The following is a 26684-nucleotide window of genomic DNA, read 5'->3' as shown; positions in this document are numbered from 1 at the left end:
CACAGAAAACAAGATCAAAAGATCGCAGCCTGCGGCAGCTCCTACAGGGATCAGCGAAATTACTGATGAGACCGAGCCATGCACAACAACAATAAAGAGCTGACCCTCAGCGCCCCGCTCAGCGGCCCGGTGCTCACGCTCGCCAAAGTCCCGGACGCGGTGTTCGCCAGCGGCGCGATGGGTGACGGCATCGCCATCGACCCGATCAACGACACGCTGTACTCGCCGTGCGCCGGGGTGATCATTCATGTCGCGCGCACCGGCCACGCACTCACCGTTCGTGCCGACAACGGCGCGGAAATCCTCCTGCACCTGGGTCTCGACACCGTTGAGTTGAACGGCGAAGGTTTCTCGATGCTGGTCAAGGAAGGTGGCCGCGTGACCAAGGGTCAGCCGTTGTTGCGCTATGACCTGGACAAAGTCGGCCAGCAATGCAAAAGCCTCGTCAGCCTGTTGATCCTGACCAACAGCCAGGATTTTCAGGTACGCCCGATCACGCTGAAAGCGGTGAAAGTCGGCGATCCGCTGCTGCACATTGTGGCGCGCAACGGTTCGGCAGCGAGCGCCGAAGTCGTCGGTGGGCCAGAGGTTCATGGTCAAGTGTTGGTGGCCCATCGCGGCGGCTTGCATGCGCGCCCTGCGGCGCTGATTCGGCAGACCGCGCAAGGTTTCAAAAGCCAGTCGCAGCTACACTTCGCCGGCAAATCGGCGCCGTGCAACAGCCTGATCGGTTTGATGGGGCTGGCGGTTGGCGAGCAGGATGAAGTGCAGGTCAGCTGTCAGGGACCGGACGCTGAAGCGGCGTTGCAAGCGTTGCTCACGGCATTGGCGACTGCCCTGCCGGATGATCATCACGCGGCGGCACCAGCAAGTGTTGCACCTCTCAAACGCCCGGCCGAGGCTGGCGTGTTGCACGGGGTTTGCGCTGCGCCGGGATTCGTCGGTGGGCCGCTGTTTCGCTTGAACGCGATCAGTTTGCCGGTGGACGCGGGCAATCACGATCCGCTGCAACAACAGCAAGTGCTTGAAGCTGCACTGCAACAGGTCAGCAGCGAAATCGACGGCACCCTCGCCCAAGCGAAAAAACACAAGAACGCCGAAGAAGAAGCAATCTTCGCCGCACACTTGGCGTTGCTGGAAGACCCGGCACTGCTCGACGCTGCACAGCAATCCATCGAACAAGGCACTGCGGCGACTCACGCCTGGAGCCAGTCGATCGATGTGCAGTGCGAAGTGCTGCAGCGCACCGGCAGCGCGCTGCTGGCTGAGCGCGCCAACGATCTTCGCGATCTCAAACAACGCGTGCTGCGTGCGTTGCTCGGTGAGGCATGGAATTACGATGTGCCGGCCGGTGCCATCGTCGCTGCGCATGAACTGACGCCATCGGATCTGCTGCAACTTAGCGCCCAAGGTGTCGCCGGTTTGTGTATGGCCGAAGGTGGCGCGACTTCGCACGTGGCGATTCTCGCTCGCGGCAAAGGTCTGCCGTGCATGGTGGCGTTGGGTTCGGCATTGCTTGATCAGCCGCAAGGTCAATCGGTGGTGCTCGATGCCGATGGCGGTCGTCTGGAACTGACGCCAAACGCTGAGCGCTTGGCTGAAGTTCAACAGGCGCAAATTGATCGCCAGCAACGTCGCGATGCTCAACAGGCAAAAGCTCATCTGCCGGCCGAAACCCGTAATGGCGTGCACATCGAAGTCGTCGCCAACGTCGCCTCCAGCGGTGAAGCGGCAGATGCCTTTGCCAACGGCGCCGATGGTGTCGGTCTGCTGCGCACAGAGTTTCTCTTCGTCGATCGCCAGACCGCGCCGGATGTCGAAGAACAGCGCAGCGCCTATCAAGCCGTGATCGATGCGATGGGCGACAAGTCGGTGATCATCCGCACCATCGATGTCGGCGGCGACAAGCAACTCGATTACCTGCCGCTGCCGATCGAAGCCAACCCGGTGCTCGGTCTGCGCGGCATTCGTCTGGCTCAGGCCCGCCCGGAAATCCTCGATCAGCAACTGCGCGCGCTGCTGCAAGTCAGCCCGCTGCGTCGCTGCCGAATCCTGTTGCCAATGGTTACCGAAGTGGATGAGCTGCTGCACATCCGCCAGCGCGTTGAAGCGTTGTGCCTGGAGATGAACATCACGCAGCGCCCGGAAATCGGCGTGATGATCGAAGTCCCCGCCGCCGCATTACAGGCCGAACAACTCGCCGAACACGCCGACTTCCTCTCCATCGGCACCAACGATTTGTCGCAATACACCCTGGCCATGGATCGCGATCATGCCGGTCTCGCTGCACGCGTCGACGCCCTGCAACCGGCGCTGCTGCGCCTGATCGCCATGACCTGCGAAGGCGCGGCGGTGCACAAGCGTTGGGTCGGCGTCTGCGGCGCCCTCGCCTCTGATCCGCTGGCCACGCCGGTGCTGATTGGTCTGGGCGTTACCGAATTGTCGGTCAGCCCGGTGCAGATCGGTGAAATCAAGGATCGCGTGCGCCAGGTACACGAAGCCGAATGCCAGCGCCTCAGTCGCGACCTGCTCAAGTTGAGCAGCGCCGCCGCCGTGCGCCACGCCTGTCATCAACATTGGCCTCTGCGCTAACAAAAACAACAAGGACAAACGCCATGTACCAACTCTTCATCGAAGGCCTGCAACGCCTCGGCCGCGCGCTTATGCTGCCGATCGCGATCCTGCCGATTGCCGGCCTGCTCCTGCGGCTGGGCGACACCGACCTGCTGAACATCGCGATCATTCACGATGCCGGCCAAGTGATCTTCGCCAACCTGGCGATGATCTTCGCCATCGGCATCGCCGTCGGTTTCGCCAAGGACAACAACGGCACCGCCGGCCTCGCCGGGGTGATCGGTTACCTGGTGATGATCTCCACGCTCAAGGTGCTCGATGCGAGCATCAACATGGGCATGCTCGCCGGCATCGTCGCCGGCCTGATGGCTGGCGCGCTGTACAACCGCTTCAAAGACATCAAGCTGCCGGAGTATCTGGCGTTCTTCGGCGGGAGACGGTTTGTGCCGATTGTCACCGGGTTCGCAGCGGTCGGTCTGGGCGTGGTGTTCGGCTACATCTGGCCGCCGATCCAGCACGGCATCAACAGCTTCGGCGCCTTGATGATGGAAAGCGGCAGCATCGGCGCGTTCGTGTTCGGCGTGTTCAACCGCCTGCTGATCGTCACCGGCCTGCACCACATCCTCAACAACATGGCGTGGTTTGTGTTTGGCAACTTCACCGACCCGACTACCGGCGCATTGGTGACGGGCGACCTGTCGCGCTACTTCGCCGGCGATCCGAAGGGCGGCCAGTTCATGACCGGCATGTTCCCGATGATGATCTTCGGCCTGCCGGCGGCGTGCCTGGCGATGTACCGCAATGCGCTGCCGGAACGCCGCAAGGTGATGGGTGGGATCTTTCTTTCAATGGCGCTGACCTCGTTTTTGACCGGGGTGACTGAACCGATTGAATTCGCCTTTATGTTCCTGGCACCGCTGCTGTATCTGCTGCATGCGCTGCTGACCGGGTTGTCGATGGCGATTACCAATGCGTTGAACATTCACTTGGGCTTTACGTTCTCCGGTGGATTTATCGACATGATTCTCGGCTGGGGCAAGTCCACCAATGGTTGGCTGGTGTTCCCGGTTGGGTTGGCTTACGCGGTGATCTACTACTTCGTCTTTGACTTCTGCATTCGTCGCTTCAATCTGAAAACGCCGGGGCGTGAGGATGTCGCTGTCAGTGAAAAAGCCGTACTGACTGAAAACGAGCGCGCCAGTGCATACATCAAGGCATTGGGCGGCGCTGAAAATCTGCTGACGGTTGGCGCCTGCACCACGCGGTTGCGGCTGGAGATGGTTGATCGCAACAAGGCTTCGGATGCTGATCTGAAAGCGCTGGGTGCGATGGCGGTTGTGCGACCGGGTAAAGGTGGCAGTTTGCAGGTGGTTGTCGGGCCGATGGCGGACAGCATTGCGGATGAGATTCGTCTGGCGATGCCGGCGTTGGGGCGTGCTGTTTTGGTTGAAACCGCTGTTGTTGATGAGCCGAAAGTTATGGCCGTTGCCGGTTCCGAGGCGCAGCAATGGCTGAATGCATTGGGCGGCAGCGACAATGTGCTGCAACTGGATTGCATTGCGATGACACGGATTCGCCTGCAATTGGCGGATGGCAAGGCGTTGTCCGAGGCGCAGTTGAAGGATCTGGGTTGTCACGGTGTCAGCCAGTTGGATGGCGGGATCTGGCATTTGCTGGTGGGGGATAAGGCGGCGAGTTTGAGTGGGGCGCTGGAAAGCCTGGTCAACCGCAGCGAAGTCAGCGCCAAAGTCTGACCCCACACATCACCCCTGTAGGAGCTGCCGCAGGCTGCGATCTTTTGATTTTGCTTTTTTACAATCATAAGCAAGAGCAAAAGATCGCGGCCTCGTTTCACTCGACAGCTCCTACAGGGAAGCTATCAATCCGAAGAATCAGGTCGGCCATCAGGCCGTCATCGCTGGCAAGCCAGGCTCCCACAGGTTCTTCACTGTTCTCAAAATTGTGCACGACCTTGTGGGAGCCAGCCTGCTGGCGATGAACGATGACGCGGTCGTCAGGTTTGTGGATCGACTCGATCCAGTGCGCGGTTTACTGCGAGCTCGGCGAGCATGATGATTTGCTGGATGGCCAGTGCCGTGCTGCGTTGCAAGCCGCCTAGCTCGGTTGCGAAGTTGCTGGCCATGGCGTTTGCTGAGGCCAACGATTCACAAGCGTGGGCGAGCAGGCTTTCGGTGTCGACGCTGGGGTGGACGAGGAACATGGTGCTCGGTTGTCGGGGTTTGGCCGGTTCAGGGCTGAGGTAGAAATCGAGGGCGCGTTTGATGGCTTCGCGGTTTTTGGCGAGGTCTTCGGCGCGGATGGCGGCTTCGAGTGGGGTGGTGGTTTCGGGGGGGGGATCTGGTATTAGCTTGTCCAAAATTCAACTCCTGCTATTGCAAGTGAGGATGCCATCGTTCGCCGGATCTCACGCGGCGAAGAGGTGGCAGCTATGTGCAGGGTGAGATCCACCGGAGCAGGCAACCGGCCAGACCGAAGTCTGCCCGCACACAGCCGCCATAACACAGGCAGCAGATTGAGCTGGCGCCAATTATCGTAGTGTTGGCGCTAGTTGCAAGCTTTCCGGGGATCTCACGCCCGGTCGCTGAATTGGCAGCGACAGGCAAAGACTAGAGAGCGGGCGTCCGACGGACAACCTGAAAACCTTGTGGGAAGACTCTGTTATTTCTACACATATCTAAACAGACCAAAGCAAACCCTCACCCTAGCCCTCTCCCAGAGGGAGAGGGGACTGACCGGAGTGTTTGGTGGATCTACGCCGACGTGAAATACCGAGTCGAATTCAGATCCTGAAACAGATCAAAAGCCCCTCACTCCCCCTCTCCCAGAGGGAGAGGGGACTGACCGAAGTGTTTGGTGGATCTACGCTGACGTGAAATACCGAGTCGAATTCAGATCCTGAAAAGCCCACAAATCGGCTCCCTCTCCCCCGGGAGAGGGCTGGGGTGAGGGGCGAATCCACTTCAAAACCAAAGCCGATCGCGCAGTGCTCCTCACCACTCAATAGGCCGAGTGTCAGCTCGCCTGCTCTTGATCTTGATCCACAGGCCCCGTCGGCAGGCTGAGTGGAGGGATTTATCCGGGGGTGGGAGCGCAGCGACCGTTTGGCGCAGCCAAATGCATCGAGAGGAGGTGCAGCGGAGCAAACCGGAGGCGATGCGCCCGGATGGATCCCGGAGCGAAGGAACCCCGAGCCTTAGCGAGCGGGCCGAACGTTGGGGCACAGACCTTTGGTTCCTTTGGGGCGTTTGCCAAAGGGACTCGCTGTAAGAGCGAAACCGCCAGCGGCAACGCCCGAAGAAACGGATATTCACTCAGTCAGCCAGAGCATGGTCGCCTATAAGGGCGCCATCGCGAGCAGGCTCACTCCTACAGAAAAGCAAATCGCGGGCAACAAAAAACCCGCAGACCATCACTCATCTGCGGGTTTCCTGTTTCAGCAGCCAGGAAGATCAGAAATCTTCCAGCCGCCACACTTCATAAGCCGGCGTCTCGTAGGGATGACTGAGCTTCAACGCCGCCACAACAGCCACGATCAACTCATCCGCCACCACCAGCTCAACCTTCCATTCCTCAACCCGCTCAACCTGCCCAGCCTCGCCAATGAACGGCTGACTGCCGTCCAAAGGCCGAAACTGGCCAGACCCAAGCACCTGCCACGCACAGTGGTCATAGTCACCGATCCGCCCACCACCGGCAGCGAACACAGCCCCTTTGACCACCTCGACATGACTGTCAGGAACAAAAAACGCCAGCTTGTACACAGGCCTTAGTTCACCCAGACCCGCGCATTACGGAACATGCGCATCCAAGGTGCATCTTCGGTCCAGTCTTCCGAACGCCACGAGTTCTGCACGGCACGGAACACACGCTCCGGGTGCGGCATCATGATCGTCACACGGCCATCACGGCTGGTGAGACCGGTAATCCCGCGCGGCGAACCGTTCGGGTTGGCCGGATACGACTCAGTGACCTTGCCATGGTTATCGACGAAACGCATCGCCACGCAACCCGACAGATCGGCTTCCAGCAGCGCATCTTCGCTGGAGAACTCGGCGTGACCTTCACCGTGAGCAATGGCGATCGGCATACGCGAACCGGCCATGCCCTGCAGGAAGATCGAGTTTGATTCCTGGATCTGCACCATCGCCACACGCGCTTCGAACTGCTCGGAGCGGTTACGCACGAAGTGCGGCCAGAACTCGCTGCCCGGGATCAGCTCGTGCAGGTTGGACATCATCTGGCAACCGTTGCACACGCCGAGGGTGAAGCTGTCGTTACGTTCGAAGAAACCCTGGAACGCATCGCGGGCGCGGCTGTTGAACAGTGCCGACTTGGCCCAGCCTTCACCGGCGCCGAGCACGTCGCCGTAGGAGAAACCACCGCACGCCACCAGACCTTTGAACTCGTTCAGGTCGACACGGCCAGCGAGAATGTCGCTCATGTGCACGTCGATCGCGTTGAAACCGGCGCGGTCGAAAGCGGCAGCCATTTCCACCTGACCGTTGACGCCCTGCTCACGCAGCACGGCAACCTGAGGGCGGATGCCTTTCTTGATGTAAGGCGCGGCGATGTCCTGGTTGACGTCGTAGCTCAGCTTGACGCTCAGGCCCGGGTTGTCTTCTTCCAGCAGCACGTCGAATTCTTGCTCGGCGCAGTCGGCGTTGTCACGCAGACGCTGAATCTGGTAGCTGGTTTCAGCCCAGGTGCGTTGCAGCAGACGACGCTGGCCTTCGAACACGGTGTCACCGTTGAAGGTGATGTTGATCTGGCCATTGTTGATCGGCTGACCGATCACCGACACGCAGTCGCCCAGACCGGCCGCGCTGAATTGCGCGAGGATGTCTGGCGTGGCGTCCTGACGAACCTGGATGACGGCACCCAGCTCTTCGTTAAACAGGATCCCGGCGATTTCTGCCGAGGACTCGGCAACGCTGTCGAGGTTCAGGCTCAGACCGCAGTGACCGGCGAAGGCCATTTCCACCACGGAGGTCAGCAGACCACCGTCGGAGCGGTCGTGGTAAGCCAGCAGGTGACCGTCGGCGTTGAGGCCCTGGATCACGGCGAAGAAGGCTTTCAGGTCTTCGGCGTCATCGACGTCCGGTGCGTGTTTGCCAAGCTTGCCGTGTGTCTGAGCAAGGATCGAAGCGCCCATACGGTTCTGACCGCGACCGAGGTCGATCAGGATCAGGTCGGTGGTGCCCTTGTCCATGCGCAGTTCCGGGGTCAGGGTCTGACGGATGTCAGCCACTGGCGCGAAACCGGTCACGATCAGCGACATCGGCGAGGTCACGGTTTTTTCTTCGCCGTTGTCGTTCCAGCGAGTGGCCATGGACATCGAGTCCTTGCCCACCGGAATGGTAATGCCCAGCTCAGGGCAGAGTTCCATACCGACCGCTTTCACGGTGTCGTACAGACGCGCGTCTTCGCCCGGGTGGCCGGCAGCCGACATCCAGTTCGCCGACAGTTTGATGTCGGAGATCTTGTTGATGCGCGAAGCAGCGATGTTGGTCAGGGTTTCGCCGATGGCCATGCGGCCCGAGGCCGGAGCGTCCAGCAATGCCAGCGGAGTGCGCTCGCCCATCGCCATCGCTTCACCGGTGTAGACGTCGAAGCTGGTCGCGGTGACGGCAACGTCGGCCACCGGAACCTGCCACGGGCCGACCATTTGGTCACGGGCCACGAGGCCGGTGATGGTGCGGTCGCCGATGGTGATCAGGAAGCTTTTGCTCGCCACGGCCGGGTGATGCAGAACGCGTTCGATGGACTCGCTGATGTCGAGGTTCGACGGATCGAAGTCATCGCCCAGCTCAGCTTCGCGAACCACCGAACGGTGCATGCGCGGGGCTTTGCCCAGCAACACTTCCAGTGGCATGTCCACCGGGTTGTTGCCGAAGTGGCTGTCGGTCACGGTCAGTTGCGGCTCGGCAGTCGCCTCGCCCACTACGGCAAACGGGCAGCGCTCACGTTCGCAGATCGCCTGGAAGCGTTCGAAGTCTTCAGGGCCGACCGCGAGAACGTAACGTTCCTGGGATTCGTTGGACCAGATTTCGTGCGGGGCCATGCCCGGCTCGTCGTTGGGAATGTTGCGCAGTTCGAAACGGCCACCGCGGTCGCCGTCGTTGACCAGTTCCGGGAAGGCGTTGGACAGACCGCCCGCGCCGACGTCGTGGATGAAGCTGATCGGGTTCTTGTCACCCAGTTGCCAGCAACGGTCGATGACTTCCTGGCAGCGACGCTCCATCTCAGGGTTTTCACGCTGTACGGAAGCGAAGTCGAGATCCGCCGAGCTGGTGCCGGTGGCCATCGAGGAAGCGGCGCCGCCGCCCAGACCGATCAACATCGCCGGACCGCCGAGGACGATCAGCTTGGAGCCAACGACGATCTCGCCTTTCTTGACGTGTTCTTCGCGGATGTTGCCCATGCCGCCAGCGAGCATGATCGGCTTGTGGTAACCACGAACCTCGTCACCGTGCGGGGTGGTGATCGATTGTTCGAAGGTACGGAAGTAGCCAGTCAGGGCCGGACGGCCGAATTCGTTGTTGAACGCGGCGCCGCCGAGCGGGCCTTCGATCATGATGTCCAGCGCGGTGACGATGCGCTCAGGCTTGCCGTACGGCACTTCCCACGGCTGTTCGAAGCCGGGGATCTGCAGGTTCGACACGGTGAAACCGGTCAGGCCAGCCTTTGGCTTGGCGCCACGACCGGTTGCACCTTCGTCACGGATCTCGCCGCCGGAACCGGTCGATGCGCCCGGGAACGGGGCAATCGCGGTCGGGTGGTTGTGGGTTTCAACCTTCATCAGGATGTGCACCGGCTCCTGCACCGCGCCGTACTGGCGGGTTTCAGGGTTCGGGAAGAAACGGCCGGCAACGTTGCCGACGATCACCGAGGCGTTGTCCTTATAAGCCGACAGAACGCCTTCGCTGTGCATCACGTAGGTGTTCTTGATCATGCCGAACAGGCTTTTTTCCTGGTTCTCACCATCAATATCCCAACTGGCGTTGAAGATCTTGTGGCGGCAGTGCTCGGAGTTGGCCTGGGCGAACATCATCAGTTCGATGTCGTGCGGGTTGCGCTTGAGACCGTTGAAGGCGTCGACCAGATAGTCGATCTCGTCTTCGGCCAGAGCCAGGCCCAGCTCGGTGTTGGCTTTTTCCAGCGCGCCGCGACCACCACCGAGGATGTCGATTGCGGTCAGCGGCTTCGGCTCGGCGTGGCTGAACAGACCGGCGGCCTGTTCAAGGTTGGCCAGCACGATCTGGGTCATGCGGTCATGCAGCACGTCGGCAATCTGCTGCGCTTGGGCTTCGCTGAACTGACCGGCCACGTAGAAGGCAATACCGCGCTCCAAACGCTGGATCTTGCTCAGGCCGCAGTTGCGGGCGATGTCGCTGGCCTTGCTCGACCATGGCGAGATGGTGCCGAAACGCGGCAACACCAGAAACAGACGGCCGGTCGGCTCTTGAACCGGAACGCTTGGACCGTACTTCAGAAGGCGCGCTAGCACCTGCTGTTCGTCGCCGGTCAGGACGCCGGTGACTTCGGCGAAGTGAGCGAATTCAGCATACAGGCCACTGACAGCTGGAACCTTCTGGCTCAGTTGCTCAAGGAGTTTGCTGTGGCGAAAGGCAGAAAGGGCAGGAGCGCCGCGCAGGATCAACATCTTCGGGACAGCCTCGGGAAGGGGTGTGCTTTGAGGCCGTGCATTCTAGCCTAAACCGCCCTCAACATCACCCGAAACGCTACGCACGGTTGCACTCGGACCTCAATCTGTGTTTCTGCCTTGAAAGTCAGGTAAATCAACCCTGTAGCAACGGCTTATTTTTACTGTAACAAAATGCCCCGAAGGCCCGTTTTTGCTGGGTTTCGTCAGGTTTTGTGATGTCTAGCAGACAAGCCCCGTGCTGTCGATATATGGCGCCCGTGGCCGTTTGCGTATACTGCGCAGATGTTTTTCCCAACGGCTTTGCGTCCGCGGTACGCCAAATGGCTGATCGCAACCGGACTCTTCCTGATGCTCGGTGGCTGTGTTGATAAACCCAACACTCTCGAGCGCATAAAGGAGGATGGTGTGCTGCGGGTGATTACCCGTAACAGCCCCGCCACCTACTTTCAGGATCGCAGCGGTGAAACCGGCTTCGAATACGAGCTGGTGAAACGCTTCGCCGACGATTTGGGTGTGGAACTGAAAATCGAGACCGCTGACAACCTCGACGACCTGTTCAATCAGATCGGCAAACCGAACGGCCCGGTGCTGGCCGCCGCCGGTCTGGTCAGCAGCGAACAGCGCAAGAAACAGGTGCGCTTCTCGCATTCCTACCTCGAAGTCACCCCGCAGATCATCTACCGCAACGGCCAGTCGCGGCCAACCGATCCCGGCGATCTGGTCGGCAAGAAGATCATGGTGCTCAAAGGGAGCACCCACGCTGAACAACTGGCCGAGCTGAAACAGAAATATCCTGGCATTGAGTACGAAGAGTCCGATGCGGTTGAAGTCGTTGACCTGCTGCGCATGGTCGATGAAGGTCAGATTGACCTGACCCTGGTCGATTCCAACGAAGTGGCGATGAATCAGGTGTACTTCACCAACATCCGCGTGGCTTTCGACCTCGGCGATGCACGCAGCCAGAGCTGGGCGGTGGGCCCGGGCGAAGACAACAGCCTGCTCAACGAGATCAATGCCTACCTCGACAAGGTGCAAAAAAACGGCACCCTGCAACGCCTGAAGGATCGCTATTACGGCCACGTCGACGTCCTCGGCTACATGGGCGCCACCACCTTCGCCCAACATTTGCAGCAGCGCCTGCCGAAATACGAACAGCACTTCAAGAATTACGCGAAGAAAGAGAAAGTCGACTGGCGCCTTCTAGCGGCGATCGGTTATCAGGAATCGCTGTGGCAACCGACCGTCACCTCGAAAACCGGTGTGCGCGGTTTGATGATGCTGACCCAGAACACCGCTCAGGCGATGGGCGTGTCCAACCGTCTCGATCCGAAGCAAAGCATCATGGGCGGCGCCAAGTACCTGGCTTATATGAAGGATCAGCTCGACGATTCGATCAAGGAACCGGATCGCACCTGGTTTGCCCTGGCAGCCTATAACGTCGGCAGTGGTCACCTGGATGACGCGCGCAAACTGACGGCCAAGGAAGGTTTGAACCCGGACAAATGGCTGGACGTGAAGAAGATTCTGCCGCGTCTGTCGCAGAAGCAGTGGTACAGCAAGACGCGTTATGGCTACGCCCGTGGCGGCGAACCGGTGCATTTTGTGGCGAACATTCGTCGTTATTACGACATTCTGACCTGGGTGACGCAGCCGCAGCTTGAGGGCGATCAGGTGGCCGAAGGTAACCTGCATGTGCCTGCGATCGACAAGTCAAAACCCGCTCAAGAACCTGCCCCGCTTTAAAGCAAAAGATCGCAGCCTTCGGCAGCTCCTACAGGGATACACATTCCAATGTAGGAGCTGCCGAAGGCTGCGATCTCTTGATCTTAACCCTTGAGAGCAGCCGCCAGAATCAGCGCCTTCATCTCGGAAACAGCAGACTTGAATCCCACGAACAGCGCATGCGCCACCAGCGCATGGCCGATGTTCAGTTCGTTGATGCCTTTGATCGCCGCTACGGCTTCAACGTTGTGATAGTGCAAGCCGTGACCGGCGTTAACGATCAGGCCTTGGGCCAGACCAAACGCCACACCGTCCGCCACACGTTTCAATTCTTCAGCCACTTCAGTCGGGGTTTCGGCATCGGCGTAGCGACCGGTGTGCAATTCGATGGCTGGAGCGCCAACGCGCTTCGACGCTGCAATCTGCCGCTCATCAGCATCGATGAACAGCGACACTTCGCTGCCGATCTTCGACAGACGCTCAACCGCAGCCTTGATCCGCTCTTCCTGCCCCGCTACATCCAGACCACCCTCGGTCGTCAGTTCCTGACGGGTTTCCGGCACCAGGCAGATGTGCGCCGGACGGATGCGCTCGGCGAACGCCATCATTTCTTCGGTGACACCCATTTCGAAGTTCATGCGGGTCTGCAGCACGTCTTTAAGCAAGAGCACATCGCGCTCCTGAATGTGCCGGCGGTCTTCACGCAAATGCACGGTGATGCCATCGGCGCCCGCCTCTTCCGCATCCAGCGCCGCCTTGACCGGGTCCGGGTAGCGCGTGCCACGGGCCTGACGCAGGGTGGCGACGTGGTCGATGTTCACGCCAAGAAGAATGCGATTGCTGGTGGTCACGGGTGCGCTCCTGAATTGAGAGATTCGGCGCACAGCATATCAGGGCTTGCGAAACAGCTCGCGGCTTACCAGCGGGCGACCGCCCAAATGAACGGCCAGTGCCTGACGCATCAGACGCTTGGCGGCGGACAGCGCGCCGGGGGCGGTCCAGTCGGCTTCGGCCATCGCCAGTAATTCAACGCCGTTAAACAGGCCCGGTTGCAACAGGAAGACCCGCTCCAGCCCCGCGTCCACTTGCAGACGATAGAGACCGTCCGCCGCGACGGGTTCACCGTGAACGTCAGTGTTCAGTGAAAAGCCGTAACCGAGGTCATCCAGCAGGCGCCATTCGAATGAGCGCAGCAGCGGCTCCAGCGGACGGCCTTCAGCCAATGCCAGCAAGGTCGCGGCGTAGTGATCGAAAACACCCGGATGCGGGTCTTCGGCGGGCAACAAGCGGATCAGTAACTCATTGAGGTAGAGACCGCTGAACAGCGCCTCGCCATTGAGCCACGCGGATGTGCCGGAGCTTTCCATGCGTCCGACATTCTTTAGCTCACCCTTGCCGCGAAACTCCACTTCCAGCGACACGAAAGGCCGCGCCAACGTCCCGGCCTTGCCCCGCGCACTGCGCAACACCGCCCGCAAGCGACCTTGCGGCGTGAGGAAGTCCACGAGCGCACTGGTTTCGCGGTAGGCGCGGGAGTGCAGGACGTAGGCGGGTTGGGCGGGAGGTGGGGTTTGCGACATGAACGTTGTTTCCCGATCAGGGATTGCAAAAAAGATCGCAGCCTTCGGCAGCTCCTACAGGTGTACGTCATGTAGGAGCTGCCGAAGGCTGCGATCTTTTGATCTTCGAATCGCTTACAGGTCGCCGTAACCCAGCGAACGCAGCGCGCGCTCGTCGTCGGACCAGCCGCCCTTCACCTTCACCCACAGATTGAGCATGATCTTGGAGTCGAACAGCAGCTCCATGTCCTTGCGCGCTTCGGTGCCGATGCGTTTGATGCGCTCGCCCTTGTCGCCAATGATGATCTTCTTCTGGCCGTCACGCTCAACGAGGATCAAGGCGTGGATGTGCAGGGTCTTGCCCTGCTGCTTGAACTCTTCGATTTCGACGGTGATCTGGTACGGCAGCTCGGCGCCCATCTGGCGCATGATTTTCTCACGCACCAGTTCGGCGGCGAGGAAACGGCTGCTGCGGTCGGTGATCTGGTCTTCCGGGAAGAAGTGATCGTTTTCCGGCAGGTGATCGGCAATGACCTTTTCCAGCGCGTCGAGGTTGTGCCCGTGCTGCGCGGAAATAGGAATGATCTGCGCGTTCGGCAGTTGTTCCTGCAACCAGGACAGATGCGGCATCAGCTCGGCTTTGTCTTCGATACGGTCAGTCTTGTTCAGCGCGACGATCAGCGGGCCGGTCACGTACTGCACGCGCTCGAGAACCATCTGGTCTTCGTCGGTCCACTTGGTGCGGTCAACCACGAAAATCACCACATCGACGTCTTTCAACGCCGCCGAAGCGGTTTTGTTCATGTAACGATTCAGAGCCTTTTCGCCACCCTTGTGCATGCCGGGGGTGTCGACGTAGATCGCTTGCACGTCACCTTCGGTTTTGATCCCGAGCATGTTGTGGCGAGTGGTCTGCGGCTTGCGCGAAGTGATCGCGAGCTTCTGGCCGAGGATGTGGTTCAGCAGCGTCGACTTACCGACGTTGGGACGGCCGACGATGGCAACATAGCCACAGCGAGTTGCATTTGTATCAGTCATTGCCATTCTCCACGCCCAGGGCAATCAGTGCTGCAGCGGCCGCTACCTGTTCGGCAATACGACGGCTCACACCCTGACCTCGGCTTTTTTCATTCAGTAAGACAACTTCGCACTCGACGAAGAAGGTTCGGCAGTGCGGCTCGCCCTGGATATCCACCACTTCGTAGCGTGGCAGATCGCACCCGCGCGATTGCAGGTGTTCCTGCAGACGGGTTTTCGGATCCTTGTTGGTATCGACCAGCGTCAGGCCTTCGAACTCGCCAGCCAACCAGGCCAGAACGCGCTCGCGAGCCATGTCCATGCCGGCGTCCAGATAGATTGCACCGATCAAGGCTTCGAGGGCATCGGCCAGAATCGATTCGCGACGGAAACCACCACTCTTCAATTCACCGGAACCCAAGCGCAGGTAATCGCCAAGGTCGAAACCGCGCGCCAGGACTGCCAGCGTCTCACCTTTCACCAGACGTGCGCGCAAACGCGACAACTGGCCTTCGCGGGCCAGCGGGAAGCGATCGAACAACGCCTCGCCGGCAACGAAGTTGAGGATGGCATCACCGAGGAATTCCAGGCGTTCGTTGTTGCGCCCGGCAAAGCTGCGGTGCGTGAGGGCCAGCAGCATCAGCTCCTGATCCTTGAAGGTGTATCCGAGCTGACGCTCGAGACGGCTTAAAGAAACGCTCACGGTTTACCCACGCTGAGTTCGTGGCTGGATTCCACCGCCATCGCCGGGATACGGCGCAGGCCTGGGACAATTAACGCTGTGTTCAAAAATTACATCCTGAATATCGTGGCTTCATGCCCCGGAGCCGATTGTGGTGGCTCCAGAAATGCAGTCGGCGCTGTGGTCAACAGCGCCGTGTGTGATTACTTGATCAGGCCAACCCGCGAGAAATTCGGCAGGTGACTGAGTTTCGGCTCCGGCCAGCTCATCCAGACCGCGAAGGCCTTGCCGACGATATTCTGGTCGGGAACCATGCCCAGCAGATCCTTGGGAATGTTCGGATCATCCCAGTAGCGACTGTCGTTCGAGTTGTCGCGGTTGTCGCCCATCATGAAGTAGTGCCCGGCCGGCACGGTCCATGTGTGATCCGGAGGGGTGCGGTAGCGGCTCATTTCCTTGCGGATCAGATGCTCGGCGGCGCCCAGTTTCTCTTTGTACAGCTCGGCGCTGCCCAGCGTGCCCGGCTCGGAGCCGATCATTTGCTCGGCAATCGACTCGCCATTGACGAACAGACGCTTGTCGGCGGTGTAGCGCACCGTGTCGCCCGGCAGGCCGACTACACGTTTGATGTAGTTGACGTTCGGGTCGCTCGGGTAGCGAAACACCATGACATCGCCGCGTTGCGGATCACCGACCTCGATGATTTTCTTGTCGATCACCGGCAGGCGGATCCCGTAAGAAAACTTGTTCACCAGAATGAAGTCGCCGACATCCAGGGTCGGTTTCATCGAGCCGGACGGAATCTGGAACGGTTCCACAAGGAACGAACGCAGCACCAGCACGATGAACAACACCGGAAAGAACGACTTGCCGTATTCAACCAGCAGCGGCTCTTTGTTCAGCTTTTCAACGACCACCCCATCAGGCTGGCTGACGCTGCCTTGATAAGAGGCAATGGCAGCACGCCGACGCGGTGCCAGGATCAACAGATCAAGCAACGCCAACAGGCCGCAGACGAACACGGCGATGACCAGCAACAGCGGGAAATTTAGTGACATAGGACCTAACTATCCAACCTGAGCACGGCAAGGAAGGCTTCTTGTGGAATTTCCACGTTGCCGACCTGCTTCATGCGTTTCTTACCGGCCTTTTGCTTCTCGAGCAGTTTCTTCTTACGGCTGACGTCACCACCGTAGCATTTGGCCAATACGTTCTTTCTGAGTGCCTTGACGGTTGTCCGGGCGACGATCTGACCACCAATGGCGGCCTGAATCGCCACATCGAACATCTGACGCGGAATCAGTTCTTTCATCTTCTCGGTCAACTGGCGACCTTTGTAGTGCGAGTTGTCACGGTGCACGATCAATGCGAGGGCATCGACCTTGTCGCCGTTGATCAGCACGTCCAGTTTCACCAGATTAGCCGATTGGTAACGATCGAAATGGTAATCCAGCGAAGCATAGCCGCGGCTGGTGGATTTGAGACGGTCGAAGAAGTCCAGGACCACTTCGTTCATCGGCAGGTCGTAAGTGACTTGCACCTGATTGCCGAGGAACAGCATGTCGACTTGAACGCCGCGCTTCTCGATGCACAGGGTGATGACGTTGCCCAGGTGTTCCTGCGGCACCAGAATATTGGCGCGCACGATCGGCTCGCGCATGTCTTCGATCGACGAGACATCCGGAAGCTTGGATGGGTTGTCGACGTAAATCGTTTCACCGGTTTTCAGTACCAGCTCGAAGATTACGGTTGGCGCGGTGGTGATCAGGTCCAGGTCGTATTCGCGCTCGAGACGCTCCTGAATGATCTCCATGTGCAGCATGCCAAGGAAGCCGCAACGGAAGCCGAAGCCCAGTGCGTCGGAGCTTTCCGGGGTGTACTGCAGCGACGAGTCGTTGAGGGTCAGCTTCTGCAGTGCTTCGCGGAAATCTTCGAAGTCGTCGGAGCTGACCGGGAACAGACCGGCGTAAACCTGTGGCTGGATGCGTTTGAAGCCGGGCAGCACTTCAACGTCCGGGGTCGAGCTCAGGGTCAGGGTGTCACCGACCGGTGCACCGTGAATGTCCTTGATGCTGGCGATGATGAAGCCCACTTCGCCGGCCTTCAGGTCAGACGTGGCAGTGTGTTTCGGGTTGAACACACCAACGCTGTCGACCAGATGGATCTTGCCGGTGGACTTGACGAGGATCTTGTCGCCCTTCTTCACGCGGCCATGACGCACGCGCACCAGGGAGACAACGCCCAGGTAGTTGTCGAACCAGGAGTCGATGATCAACGCTTGCAGCGGATCTTCGATGTTGCCGGTCGGCGCAGGAATGGTGTGCACCAGACGCTCGAGCACTTCGTCGACACCCAGGCCGGTTTTGGCGCTGCAAGTGACGGCGTCGGTGGCGTCGATGCCGATGATCTTCTCGATCTCGTCCTTGACGCGATCAGGATCGGCCTGCGGCAGGTCGATCTTGTTCAGTACCGGCATGACCTCGAGGCCCTGCTCGATCGCGGTGTAGCAGTTGGCCACGGACTGGGCTTCAACACCTTGACCGGCATCGACCACCAGCAACGCACCTTCACACGCGGCCAGGGAACGGCTGACTTCGTAGGTGAAGTCGACGTGGCCCGGGGTGTCAATGAAGTTCAGCTGGTACTTGATGCCGTCTTTGGCCGTGTAATAAAGGGTGACGCTGTGGGCCTTGATGGTGATCCCGCGTTCACGCTCCAGATCCATGGAATCCAGTACCTGGGCTTCCATTTCACGCTCGGCCAGGCCGCCGCACATCTGGATGAAGCGATCGGCCAGCGTCGACTTGCCATGGTCAATGTGGGCGATGATGGAGAAATTGCGGATATGACTCAAATCACTCACGGATCAACACTCAAAAAGGCTGCAGGCATAGCCCGCCGAAAAATAGCCGGGAATTGTACCTGATACACGGCGCAAGCGTCACGTTCGCCTGTCACCCGGATTGCATGCAAAAACGCCCCGATCTGTCGATCGAGGCGTTCTCAAAGCTGAAACATTGGCAAAAATGCGCCGATCAACCGGCTCTTCGCAGCAGCCAGACACCCGCCAGCGCACAAACCCCGGCCGGTACCAGCACCGCGAACAGCGGCGAGAAACCAAACACCAGGCTCGACGGGCCGAGCAAATCCTGGACGATACGGAAGGTGAAACCCACCAGCACACCGGTGAACACTCGCTGACCGAGGGTCACCGAACGCAACGGGCCGAAGATGAAGGAGATCGCCATCAGCACCAGCGCAGCAGTCACCAACGGCTGCAACACCTTGACCCAAAAAGCCAGCCAGTAGCGGCCATTGCTCAGACCTTGCTCGGACAGATAGTGGATGTAGCCCCACAGACCGCTGATCGACAGCGATTCCGGAGCCATGACCACGGTGCTGAGCAATTGCGGGCTCAGGGACACGTCCCAGCGCTCGGTCGGCGTATTCACGACTTCCGTGCTGCGCTCATTGAATCTGGTGGTCGCCACATCGGTGAGCTGCCAGTGATTGCCGTCGAATTCGGCCTTCTTGGCGAAGCTCGAACTGAGCAGATGGCGCTCTTTGTCGAAGTGATAGCGGGTCACGCCATACAGCAGGCCGTTTGGTTGCACGGCGTTGATGTGGATGAATTCTTCACCCTGACGGTGCCACATACCGTGCTTGGCACTTTGCGCGTCGCCGCTGCCCTGCGCCAACGAACGATTGGCCTGGGCCATGCTCTCGGTCGCCGGAGCAACGTATTCGCCGATCAGCACGCCGGCCAGCATGAGCACCAGCATCGGCTTCATCACGGCCCAGACGATACGGCCGATGGATACCCCAGCGGCGCGCATGACCGTCAGCTCGCTGCTGCTGGCCAGACTGCCAAGGCCGATCAGGCAACCGATCAAAGCCGCCATTGGCAACATTTCGTAGAGACGGCGTGGCGCGGTCAGCAACACGAAGCTCAGAACATCAACGAGGGTGTAGGTGTCGCTGACGTCACCCATCTCATCGATGAAGGCAAACAGGGTCGCCAGACCGAGGATGATTGCCAGCACGGCGATGATCGCCATGAACACGCTGCTGCCGATGTAGCGGTCGAGTTTAACCACGGGCCACCTCCAGCGCAGCGCTGCGACGGCTGGCCATCTTCAGGCGCAAAGGCTCCCAATAGAGCAGGCCGAGGCCGATGATCAGGAAGATCGCATGCACCCACCACAAGCCGAGGGCCGGCGGGATCTTGCCTTTTTCAAGGGCGCCGCGCGCGGCAATCAGGATGGTCAGGTAAGCCATATAAAGAAGAATCGCCGGCAGCAGCTTGAGGAAACGCCCTTGACGCGGATTCACGCGCGACAGCGGCACCGCCATCAGGGTCACGATAAATACCAGCAGCGGCAGGGACAAGCGCCATTGCAGTTCGGTTTTGGAGCGGATGTCATCGCTGCCCAGCAGAGACGAGGTCGGCATGGCGTCACGGTCGGTGACTTCTTCGCTGACGTCCGGCTTGGGTAGCAGCACGCCGTAGGTTTCGTAGTGGATCGCGCGGTAATCGGCCTGACCCGGACTGCCATCGTAGCGGTAGCCGTTGTCGAGGATCAGATAGCGATTGCCGTCGGGGCGGACTTCCTGGCGACCGCTTTCAGCCACCAGTACGGAGATTCCGCGATCCTTTTGATCGGCACCGAGGTTCTTCTGCGAAATGAACACACTGCCCAGATTGACGCGATCGTCGCTCAGGGTTTCGGTGTAGGTCACCCGAGTACCGTCACGCAGGGCTTGAAAGCGCCCCGGCTCAAGGGTGTCGAATTCAGTCAGCGCATCCTGCTTGTTCAGCAGCAACTGAAACTGGTTGGCACCTTGCGGAGCCAGGCCCAGGCTCAGCCATGCTACCACCAGCGCCACCAGGGTCGCCGGGAACAGGGTCATGCGAAACAGCTTCTGCTGGCTCATGCCGGTGGCCGACAGCACGGTCATTTCGCTTTCGAGATACAGGCGACCGTAAGCCAGCAGGATGCCGAGAAACAGGCCCAGCGGCAGGATCAGCTGCAGGAAACCCGGCAGACGAAAGCCCATGATCAGGAACAGCGAGCCCGGATCGAGCTGGCCGGCAGCGGCCTGAGCCAGATATTTGATGAAGCGACCGCTCATGATGATGACCAGCAGCACGGCACTCACGGCGCTGAGGGTCAACAGGACTTCGCGGGACAGATAACGGAAGACGATCAAACCAGACACTCCAGGGTTGTCAGGCTAAGGCGGCCAAACAAGCAAACACATCGACCGGCCCGCAACGCAGAGCCGTCGGAAAAAGATGCGGCATTATCCTGTGATTGAGGTCGCCTGTCACTGCGCACACTCATCCATGTCTGTAATCCTTTGCAGATCGCACAACCTAGGGGGCGTTCTCAATTAGTTTTCACACCGCGCCGGGTCTGCTGTTGTGCAGGGCAAGGCGCGAGAAGCGTGGTTTGGTCATTCCAAATAAGCTTCGAGCAACGCAGCCCTGCACAACAGCAGGCCCGGCCCTTCGGGTTGTGCCTTAAAGCCGGCCAGTCTGCGTTGCAGGCCTTGGAAAGGGAACAACCATTCCCAGCGGCCTGCGCCTTGCCTGGCTGGCTTTAAGACGACAACGCGGTGTGAAAACTAATTGAGAACGCCCCCTAGGGTTGTCAGGCGCAGGGAGCGAGGTTCAAACTGCGGCCCTTGTCGCAGGCTTTGGCCTGCGCCTCTTCTATCTATAAGCAGGCGACTGCGGACACCGTCGAACGCCTGCGTGTTGACCATTCATTCAGGGATCCGGACATGGAACTGGTTGTAAAAAGCGTTAGCCCAGAAACGTTGAAAACCGCCACCCTGGTGGTTGCTGTCGGCGAAGGCCGCAAACTCGGCGTCGCCGCCAAACAAGTCGACGAACTCAGCGGCGGCGCGATCAGCGCCGTCCTCAAGCGTGGCGATCTGGCCGGCAAGGTCGGTCAAAGCCTGCTGCTGCACAGCCTGCCGAACCTCAAAGCCGAGCGCGTGCTGCTGGTCGGCGTGGGCAAGGAAGAAGAACTGGGCGACCGTCCTTTCCGCAAAATCGTAGCCGGCATCCTCAACACCTTGAAGGGTCTGGGCGGCAGCGACGCCGTGCTGGCGCTGGATGAAATCATTGTCAAGAACCGCGACAGCTACGGCAAAACCCGTCTGCTGGCGGAAACCCTGGTGGATGGCGAATACACCTTCGACCAGTTCAAGAGCCAGAAAGCCGAACCTCGCGCCCTGAAAAAAATCACCCTGCTGACCATCAAGGCTGCTCAGGCTGAAGTGCAGCGCGCGGTGAATCACGCCACCGCGATTGCCAACGGCATGGCCTTCACCCGCGATCTGGGCAACCTGCCGCCGAACATTTGCCATCCGACGTTCCTTGGCGAACAAGCGAAGAACCTCGGCAAAGAGTTCAAGGATCTGAAAGTCGAAGTCCTCGACGAGAAGAAGATCAAAGCGCTGGGCATGGGCTCGTTCTACGCCGTCGGCCAAGGCAGCGAGCAGCCGCCGCGCCTGATCGTCATGCAATACAACGGTGGCAAGAAATCCGAGAAGCCGTACGCCCTCGTCGGTAAAGGCATCACCTTCGACACCGGCGGCATCAGCCTGAAGCCGGGCGCCGGCATGGACGAAATGAAGTACGACATGGGCGGCGCGGCCTCCGTGTTCGGCACCCTGCGTGCGGTGCTTGAGCTGAAACTGCCGATCAACCTGGTATGCATCCTCGCCTGCGCGGAAAACATGCCGAGCGGCAATGCGACCCGTCCGGGTGACATCGTCACCACCATGAGCGGCCAGACCGTGGAAATCCTCAACACCGACGCCGAAGGCCGTCTGGTGCTGTGCGATGCGCTGACCTACTCCGAGCGCTTCAAGCCACAAGCAGTGATCGACATCGCCACCCTGACCGGCGCTTGCGTCGTTGCACTGGGAGCGCACACCTCGGGCCTGCTGGGCAACAACGACGAACTGATCGACCAACTGCTGAGCGCCGGCAAAGCCGCTGACGACCGCGCCTGGCAATTGCCGCTGTTCGACGAATACCAGGAGCAACTGGACAGCCCGTTCGCCGACATCGCCAACATTGGCGGGCCGAAAGCCGGCACCATCACTGCCGCGTGCTTCCTGTCGCGCTTCACCAAGAACCTCAACTGGGCGCACCTGGACATCGCGGGCACCGCATGGACCAGCGGTGGCAAGGACAAGGGCGCAACCGGCCGTCCGGTGCCTCTGCTGACCCAGTACCTGCTGGATCGCGCCAAAGCCTGAAACCGATGACTTGCGGCGGCGTTACTCTCCTGTAGCGCCGCTGGCAACTCAGGAACCGCAATGACCAAAGTCGACTTCTATATCCTGCCCAGCGCCGATCCTTCGGCTCGTCTGGATTTTGCCTGCAAGCTCACCGAAAAAGCCTGGCGCATGGGTCACCGCATCTACCTGCACTGCAGCGACGCAGCCCAGCGTGACGATCTCGATGCGCGATTGTGGGCATTCAAGGGTGAAACCTTCGTTCCCCATGGCCCGGCTGACAGCGAACCCGATGGCCTGATCGTTCTGGGCGTGGGTGATGACTGCGGCCAACATCAGGATTTGCTGGTCAATCTCGACCTGAAAGTCCCGGCATTCGCCAATAAATTCGCCCGTGTGGCGGAAGTGGTGGTCGAAGACCCGACGATTCGTGCCGCGGCGCGGGACAGTTTCCGTTTCTACCGCGAACAGGGCTATCCTCTGCAAGATCACCGTTTACAGCGACTCTGAGCATTCCAATGGACACTCCGAAACCGCAGCAAAAATCCGCACATCTGCTGGACGATCTCGAATCGATCCGCCAGTTGCTCGGCGATGACAACCTGCAACCGCCACTGCTGACCGATACGGTCGACGACGGTGAGCAGGAACAGATTCCGATGTTGTTCGATTCTGTCGGCAGCGAGCCGCCGGCCGTCGAATCAGCACCTGCGCCAGCGCCAACAGCTGCCGCACAACCTGCCGCGCCGGTGGATAAAGGCCCGGACGCCTTGCTTCATCTCGACAGCGAACTGCGTGCCGCCGCGCAATTGATCATGCAAGACGTGATCGACGACTTCGCCCCGCACATCGAGACCGAAATCAAACGCCGCCTCGATGCTCGGATGGAACGGCTGCTCAGCCAGTACGAATAACGCACCCCGTGTAGGAGCTGCCGAAGGCTGCGATCTTTTGACCTTTGTTTCTTAAAACAAGATCAAAAGATCGCAGCCTTCGGCAGCTCCTACATTTAAATCCCCTCCGGGCCCGCCCCGCTCGCCCTCGGCCCCATGCCCCGCTATACTCGTCGGCTTTTCCTGAATTAATGCCAATAGGGTCCCGCCGCGCATGGATAAGACCTACCAGCCGCACGCCATTGAAACTTCCTGGTACAACACCTGGGAGTCCGAGAACTACTTCGCCCCGCAAGGCGCGGGCGACTCCTACACCATCATGATTCCGCCGCCGAACGTCACCGGTAGCCTGCACATGGGTCACGGGTTCAACAACGCGATCATGGACGCGCTGATCCGTTTCCGCCGCATGCAGGGTCGCAATACCCTGTGGCAGCCGGGTACCGACCACGCCGGTATCGCCACGCAGATGCTGGTGGAGCGTCAACTCGAAGCCCAGGGCCAGAATCGCCACGATCTGGGCCGCGAAAAATTCCTCGAGAAAGTCTGGGAGTGGAAGGATCAGTCCGGCGGCAACATCAGCCGTCAGATCCGCCGCCTCGGCTCGTCCGTTGACTGGAGCCGCGAGCGCTTCACCATGGACGACGGCCTCTCGGAAGCGGTCAAAGAAGCGTTCGTGCGCCTGCACGAAGACGGTCTGATCTATCGCGGCAAGCGTCTGGTCAACTGGGACACCAAACTGCACACGGCGATTTCCGACCTCGAAGTGGAAAACCACGACGAAAAAGGCTTCCTGTGGAACCTGAAGTACCCGCTGGCCGACGGCGTGAAAACCGCTGAAGGCAACGACTTCCTGATCGTCGCGACTACCCGTCCGGAAACCATGCTCGGCGACTCCGCCGTCGCGGTTAACCCGAACGACGAGCGCTACCAGGCCCTGATCGGCAAGTTTGTCGAGCTGCCACTGGTTGGCCGCCGCATCCCGATCATTGCCGACGACTACTGCGATCCTGAATTCGGCACCGGCTGCGTGAAAATCACCCCGGCCCACGATTTCAACGACTACGAAGTCGGCAAGCGCCACAACCTGCCGCTGCTGAACATCTTCGACAAGAACGCCAACGTGCTGCCGGCAGCCCAGGTGTTCAACCTCGACGGCACGCTGAACGACAGCATCGATGGCGCGATTCCGGCTGAATACGCCGGCCTTGAGCGTTTTGAAGCGCGTAAGCAGATCGTCGCTGCGTTCGACGCCGCCGGCCTGCTGGTCAGCGTCAACGACCACGGCCTGAAAGTGCCGAAAGGCGATCGCTCCGGCACCATCATCGAGCCGTGGCTGACCGACCAGTGGTACGTATCGACCAAGCCTTTGGCCGAGCCCGCGATTGCCGCCGTTGAAGACGGTCGTATCCAGTTCGTGCCCAAGCAGTACGAAAACATGTACTTCTCGTGGATGCGCGACATCCAGGACTGGTGCATCAGCCGTCAGCTGTGGTGGGGCCACCGGATTCCGGCCTGGTACGACGAGTCGGGCAAAGTCTACGTCGGTCGCGACGAAGCCGAAGTGCGTGCCAAGCACAACCTCGGCCCGGACGTGGCGCTGCAGCAAGACAACGACGTACTCGACACCTGGTTCAGTTCCGGCCTGTGGACCTTCTCCACGCTGGGCTGGCCTGAGCAGACCGAATTCCTGAAGAAATTCCACTCCACCGACGTGCTGGTGACGGGCTTCGACATCATTTTCTTCTGGGTTGCCCGGATGATCATGCTGACCATGCACCTGATCAAGAACGAGGACGGCACCCCGCAGGTGCCGTTCAAGACCGTTTATGTACACGGTCTGGTGCGTGATGGCCAAGGCCAGAAAATGTCCAAGTCCAAGGGCAACGTCCTTGACCCGCTGGACATCATCGACGGTATCGAGCTGGAAGAACTGGTGCAGAAACGCACCTCAGGCCTGATGCAGCCGAAACTGGCGAAGAAAATCGAGAAGCAGACCCGCGACGAATTTGCCGACGGTATCGCCAGCTATGGCACCGACGCCCTGCGCTTCACCTTCTGCTCGCTGGCTTCGACCGGTCGCGACATCAAGTTCGACATGGGCCGCGTTGAAGGCTATCGCAACTTCTGCAACAAGATCTGGAACGCCGCACGTTACGTTCTGGACAAGGGCGAAGACTGCGGCCAGAACGGCGAAGCCTACGAGCTGTCGCTGGCGGATCGCTGGATCATTTCGCAGCTGCAACGCACCGAAGCCGAAGTGACCCGTCAGTTGGATCAGTTCCGTTTCGACCTTGCCGCGCAAGCGCTGTACGAGTTCATCTGGAACCAGTACTGCGACTGGTACCTGGAATTGTCCAAGCCAGTGCTGTGGGACGAGAACGCCCCGGTTGAGCGTCAGCGCGGCACTCGCCGTACGCTGGTGCGGGTACTGGAAGTGGCGCTGCGCCTGGCGCATCCGTTCATGCCGTTCATCACTGAAGAAATCTGGCAGCGCATCGCGCCGTTGGCCGGCATTCAGGGCAAGACGATCATGCTGCAAGCGTGGCCAGTGGCCAACGAAGAACGCATCGATCCGGCCGCCGAAAATGACATCGAGTGGCTCAAGGAACTGATGCTCGGCACGCGTAACATCCGTGGCGAAATGAACATCGGCCCGGGCAAACCTCTGCCGATCTACCTGAAGAACGTCAGCGCTGAAGACCAGCGCCGCCTGACCGAAAACGAAGCGCTGCTGAAGAAACTGGCGCGTCTGGAATCGATCACTGTTCTGCAGGCTGGTGAAGAAGCGCCGCTGTCCGCGACCGCGCTGGTTGGCGAGATGGAAGTGCTGGTGCCGATGGCCGGTCTGATCGACAAGGGCGCTGAGCTCGCGCGTCTGGACAAGGAAATCCTGCGTCTGCAGGGTGAAGTCCAGCGCGTTGGCGGCAAACTGTCCAACGCCGGTTTCGTTGACAAGGCCCCGCCTGAAGTCATCGAGAAAGAACGCGCCAAACTGGCCGAGGCTGAACAGGCCCTGGGCAAACTGGCCGAGCAGCATGCGCGGATTGCCAGCCTGTAAGGGCAAATCGCAATGAAAAAGGGAGGCCCGGGTGGCCTCCCTTTTTTATTCCTGCAATAAACACGAATCCCTTGTAGGCCTTCGCCTGCTCGCGATGACGGAGTGCCAGTCGACAAATATTCTGGCTAATCCACCGCAATCGCGAGCAGGCTCACTCCTACAATTGGTCGGTGTTGCCTTTAGATGTGGGACAATACCCGCCACTTTCAGCCATACCCGAATCGACCACGCC

Annotated in this window: 18 protein-coding genes; 7 read left to right on the top strand and 11 right to left on the bottom strand. The window is 59.9% G+C overall.

What is annotated here, in order from left to right:
* Nucleotides 1-78 precede the first annotated feature (78 nt).
* Together ptsP and nagE are read left to right on the top strand one after the other, a co-directional pair.
* Complete coding sequence (gene ptsP / locus CQ009_RS08795; RefSeq protein WP_105705631.1) at nucleotides 79-2592, top strand: phosphoenolpyruvate--protein phosphotransferase; 2514 nt, start codon at nucleotides 79-81, stop codon at nucleotides 2590-2592.
* Nucleotides 2593-2615: 23 nt separating this feature from the next.
* Entirely contained in the window at nucleotides 2616-4328 is a 1713-nt protein-coding gene (gene nagE, locus CQ009_RS08790; RefSeq protein WP_105705630.1) for an N-acetylglucosamine-specific PTS transporter subunit IIBC, read from the top strand.
* A gap of 260 nt (nucleotides 4329-4588) precedes the next feature.
* Here the strand turns inward: nagE and CQ009_RS08785 are convergent, their stop codons facing one another.
* From CQ009_RS08785 to purL, 3 genes are all read right to left on the bottom strand, one after another.
* Nucleotides 4589-4951, bottom strand: coding sequence for a DUF6124 family protein (locus tag CQ009_RS08785; RefSeq protein WP_053117409.1), 363 nt, complete (start codon nucleotides 4949-4951; stop codon nucleotides 4589-4591).
* Nucleotides 4952-6044: 1093 nt separating this feature from the next.
* Complete coding sequence (locus tag CQ009_RS08780; protein WP_095050948.1) at nucleotides 6045-6356, bottom strand: YqfO family protein; 312 nt, start codon at nucleotides 6354-6356, stop codon at nucleotides 6045-6047.
* A 5-nt stretch (nucleotides 6357-6361) separates the two neighbouring features.
* Complete coding sequence (gene purL / locus CQ009_RS08775; RefSeq protein ID WP_105705628.1) at nucleotides 6362-10258, bottom strand: phosphoribosylformylglycinamidine synthase; 3897 nt, start codon at nucleotides 10256-10258, stop codon at nucleotides 6362-6364.
* A 285-nt stretch (nucleotides 10259-10543) separates the two neighbouring features.
* Here purL and mltF point away from each other — a divergent pair, with 285 nt between their 5' ends.
* Nucleotides 10544-12004 carry a membrane-bound lytic murein transglycosylase MltF gene (gene mltF, locus CQ009_RS08770; RefSeq protein WP_082355505.1) on the top strand — a complete coding sequence of 487 codons (1461 nt, stop codon included), beginning with the start codon at nucleotides 10544-10546 and terminating at the stop codon, nucleotides 12002-12004.
* A gap of 83 nt (nucleotides 12005-12087) precedes the next feature.
* Here the strand turns inward: mltF and pdxJ are convergent, their stop codons facing one another.
* The 8 genes from pdxJ to lptF all read right to left on the bottom strand — a co-directional run bounded on the left by pdxJ (nucleotide 12088) and on the right by lptF (nucleotide 20452).
* Nucleotides 12088-12834, bottom strand: a complete 747-nt coding sequence (gene pdxJ / locus CQ009_RS08765; RefSeq protein WP_047292711.1) for a pyridoxine 5'-phosphate synthase — start codon at nucleotides 12832-12834, stop codon at nucleotides 12088-12090.
* 39 nt (nucleotides 12835-12873) lie between these two features.
* Nucleotides 12874-13563 (bottom strand): DNA repair protein RecO, encoded by a 690-nt coding sequence (gene recO, locus CQ009_RS08760; RefSeq protein WP_064393275.1) that lies wholly within the window; start codon nucleotides 13561-13563, stop codon nucleotides 12874-12876.
* Between the two features lie 114 nt (nucleotides 13564-13677).
* Nucleotides 13678-14580, bottom strand: coding sequence for a GTPase Era (gene era, locus CQ009_RS08755; RefSeq protein WP_007909024.1), 903 nt, complete (start codon nucleotides 14578-14580; stop codon nucleotides 13678-13680).
* Nucleotides 14573-15262: a ribonuclease III gene (rnc, locus tag CQ009_RS08750; RefSeq protein ID WP_016986099.1), complete on the bottom strand. Its 690-nt coding sequence runs from the start codon at nucleotides 15260-15262 to the stop codon at nucleotides 14573-14575. Before rnc ends, era begins: the two co-directional genes overlap by 8 nt.
* A gap of 182 nt (nucleotides 15263-15444) precedes the next feature.
* Nucleotides 15445-16299 (bottom strand): signal peptidase I, encoded by an 855-nt coding sequence (lepB, locus tag CQ009_RS08745; protein WP_064393276.1) that lies wholly within the window; start codon nucleotides 16297-16299, stop codon nucleotides 15445-15447.
* 5 nt (nucleotides 16300-16304) lie between these two features.
* On the bottom strand, nucleotides 16305-18104 hold the full coding sequence (gene lepA / locus CQ009_RS08740; RefSeq protein ID WP_038357686.1) for a translation elongation factor 4: 1800 nt from the start codon (nucleotides 18102-18104) through the stop codon (nucleotides 16305-16307).
* A 172-nt stretch (nucleotides 18105-18276) separates the two neighbouring features.
* Nucleotides 18277-19338 carry an LPS export ABC transporter permease LptG gene (gene lptG / locus CQ009_RS08735; RefSeq protein WP_064393277.1) on the bottom strand — a complete coding sequence of 354 codons (1062 nt, stop codon included), beginning with the start codon at nucleotides 19336-19338 and terminating at the stop codon, nucleotides 18277-18279.
* Nucleotides 19331-20452 (bottom strand): LPS export ABC transporter permease LptF, encoded by a 1122-nt coding sequence (lptF, locus tag CQ009_RS08730; RefSeq protein ID WP_064393278.1) that lies wholly within the window; start codon nucleotides 20450-20452, stop codon nucleotides 19331-19333. Before lptF ends, lptG begins: the two co-directional genes overlap by 8 nt.
* 576 nt (nucleotides 20453-21028) lie before the next feature.
* Here lptF and CQ009_RS08725 point away from each other — a divergent pair.
* The 4 genes from CQ009_RS08725 to CQ009_RS08705 all read left to right on the top strand — a co-directional run bounded on the left by CQ009_RS08725 (nucleotide 21029) and on the right by CQ009_RS08705 (nucleotide 26452).
* Nucleotides 21029-22519, top strand: a complete 1491-nt coding sequence (locus CQ009_RS08725) for a leucyl aminopeptidase (RefSeq protein ID WP_064393279.1) — start codon at nucleotides 21029-21031, stop codon at nucleotides 22517-22519.
* A gap of 60 nt (nucleotides 22520-22579) precedes the next feature.
* Nucleotides 22580-23008, top strand: a complete 429-nt coding sequence (locus CQ009_RS08720) for a DNA polymerase III subunit chi (protein ID WP_064393280.1) — start codon at nucleotides 22580-22582, stop codon at nucleotides 23006-23008.
* An 8-nt stretch (nucleotides 23009-23016) separates the two neighbouring features.
* Nucleotides 23017-23412, top strand: coding sequence for a hypothetical protein (locus CQ009_RS08715; RefSeq protein WP_064393281.1), 396 nt, complete (start codon nucleotides 23017-23019; stop codon nucleotides 23410-23412).
* Nucleotides 23413-23605: 193 nt separating this feature from the next.
* Nucleotides 23606-26452 carry a valine--tRNA ligase gene (locus tag CQ009_RS08705; RefSeq protein ID WP_105705626.1) on the top strand — a complete coding sequence of 949 codons (2847 nt, stop codon included), beginning with the start codon at nucleotides 23606-23608 and terminating at the stop codon, nucleotides 26450-26452.
* The last annotated feature ends 232 nt before the right edge of the window (nucleotides 26453-26684 follow it).

Source organism: Pseudomonas sp. MYb2 (genome assembly GCF_002979955.1).
GTDB lineage: Bacteria > Pseudomonadota > Gammaproteobacteria > Pseudomonadales > Pseudomonadaceae > Aquipseudomonas.
This window is presented reverse-complemented; position numbering and strand designations above follow the sequence as displayed.

Bases quoted from the DNA above. Each gene is read 5' to 3' on its own strand.
- CQ009_RS08725 (WP_064393279.1), top strand. From the start codon at position 21,029: ATGGAACTGGTTGTAAAAAGCGTTAGCCCAGAAACGTTGAAAACCGCC.
- mltF (WP_082355505.1), top strand. From the start codon at position 10,544: ATGTTTTTCCCAACGGCTTTGCGTCCGCGGTACGCCAAATGGCTGATC.
- CQ009_RS08715 (WP_064393281.1), top strand. From the start codon at position 23,017: ATGGACACTCCGAAACCGCAGCAAAAATCCGCACATCTGCTGGACGAT.
- lepB (WP_064393276.1), bottom strand. From the start codon at position 16,299: ATGTCACTAAATTTCCCGCTGTTGCTGGTCATCGCCGTGTTCGTCTGC.
- purL (WP_105705628.1), bottom strand. From the start codon at position 10,258: ATGTTGATCCTGCGCGGCGCTCCTGCCCTTTCTGCCTTTCGCCACAGC.
- nagE (WP_105705630.1), top strand. From the start codon at position 2,616: ATGTACCAACTCTTCATCGAAGGCCTGCAACGCCTCGGCCGCGCGCTT.
- era (WP_007909024.1), bottom strand. From the start codon at position 14,580: ATGACTGATACAAATGCAACTCGCTGTGGCTATGTTGCCATCGTCGGC.
- recO (WP_064393275.1), bottom strand. From the start codon at position 13,563: ATGTCGCAAACCCCACCTCCCGCCCAACCCGCCTACGTCCTGCACTCC.
- CQ009_RS08720 (WP_064393280.1), top strand. From the start codon at position 22,580: ATGACCAAAGTCGACTTCTATATCCTGCCCAGCGCCGATCCTTCGGCT.
- ptsP (WP_105705631.1), top strand. From the start codon at position 79: ATGCACAACAACAATAAAGAGCTGACCCTCAGCGCCCCGCTCAGCGGC.
- CQ009_RS08705 (WP_105705626.1), top strand. From the start codon at position 23,606: ATGGATAAGACCTACCAGCCGCACGCCATTGAAACTTCCTGGTACAAC.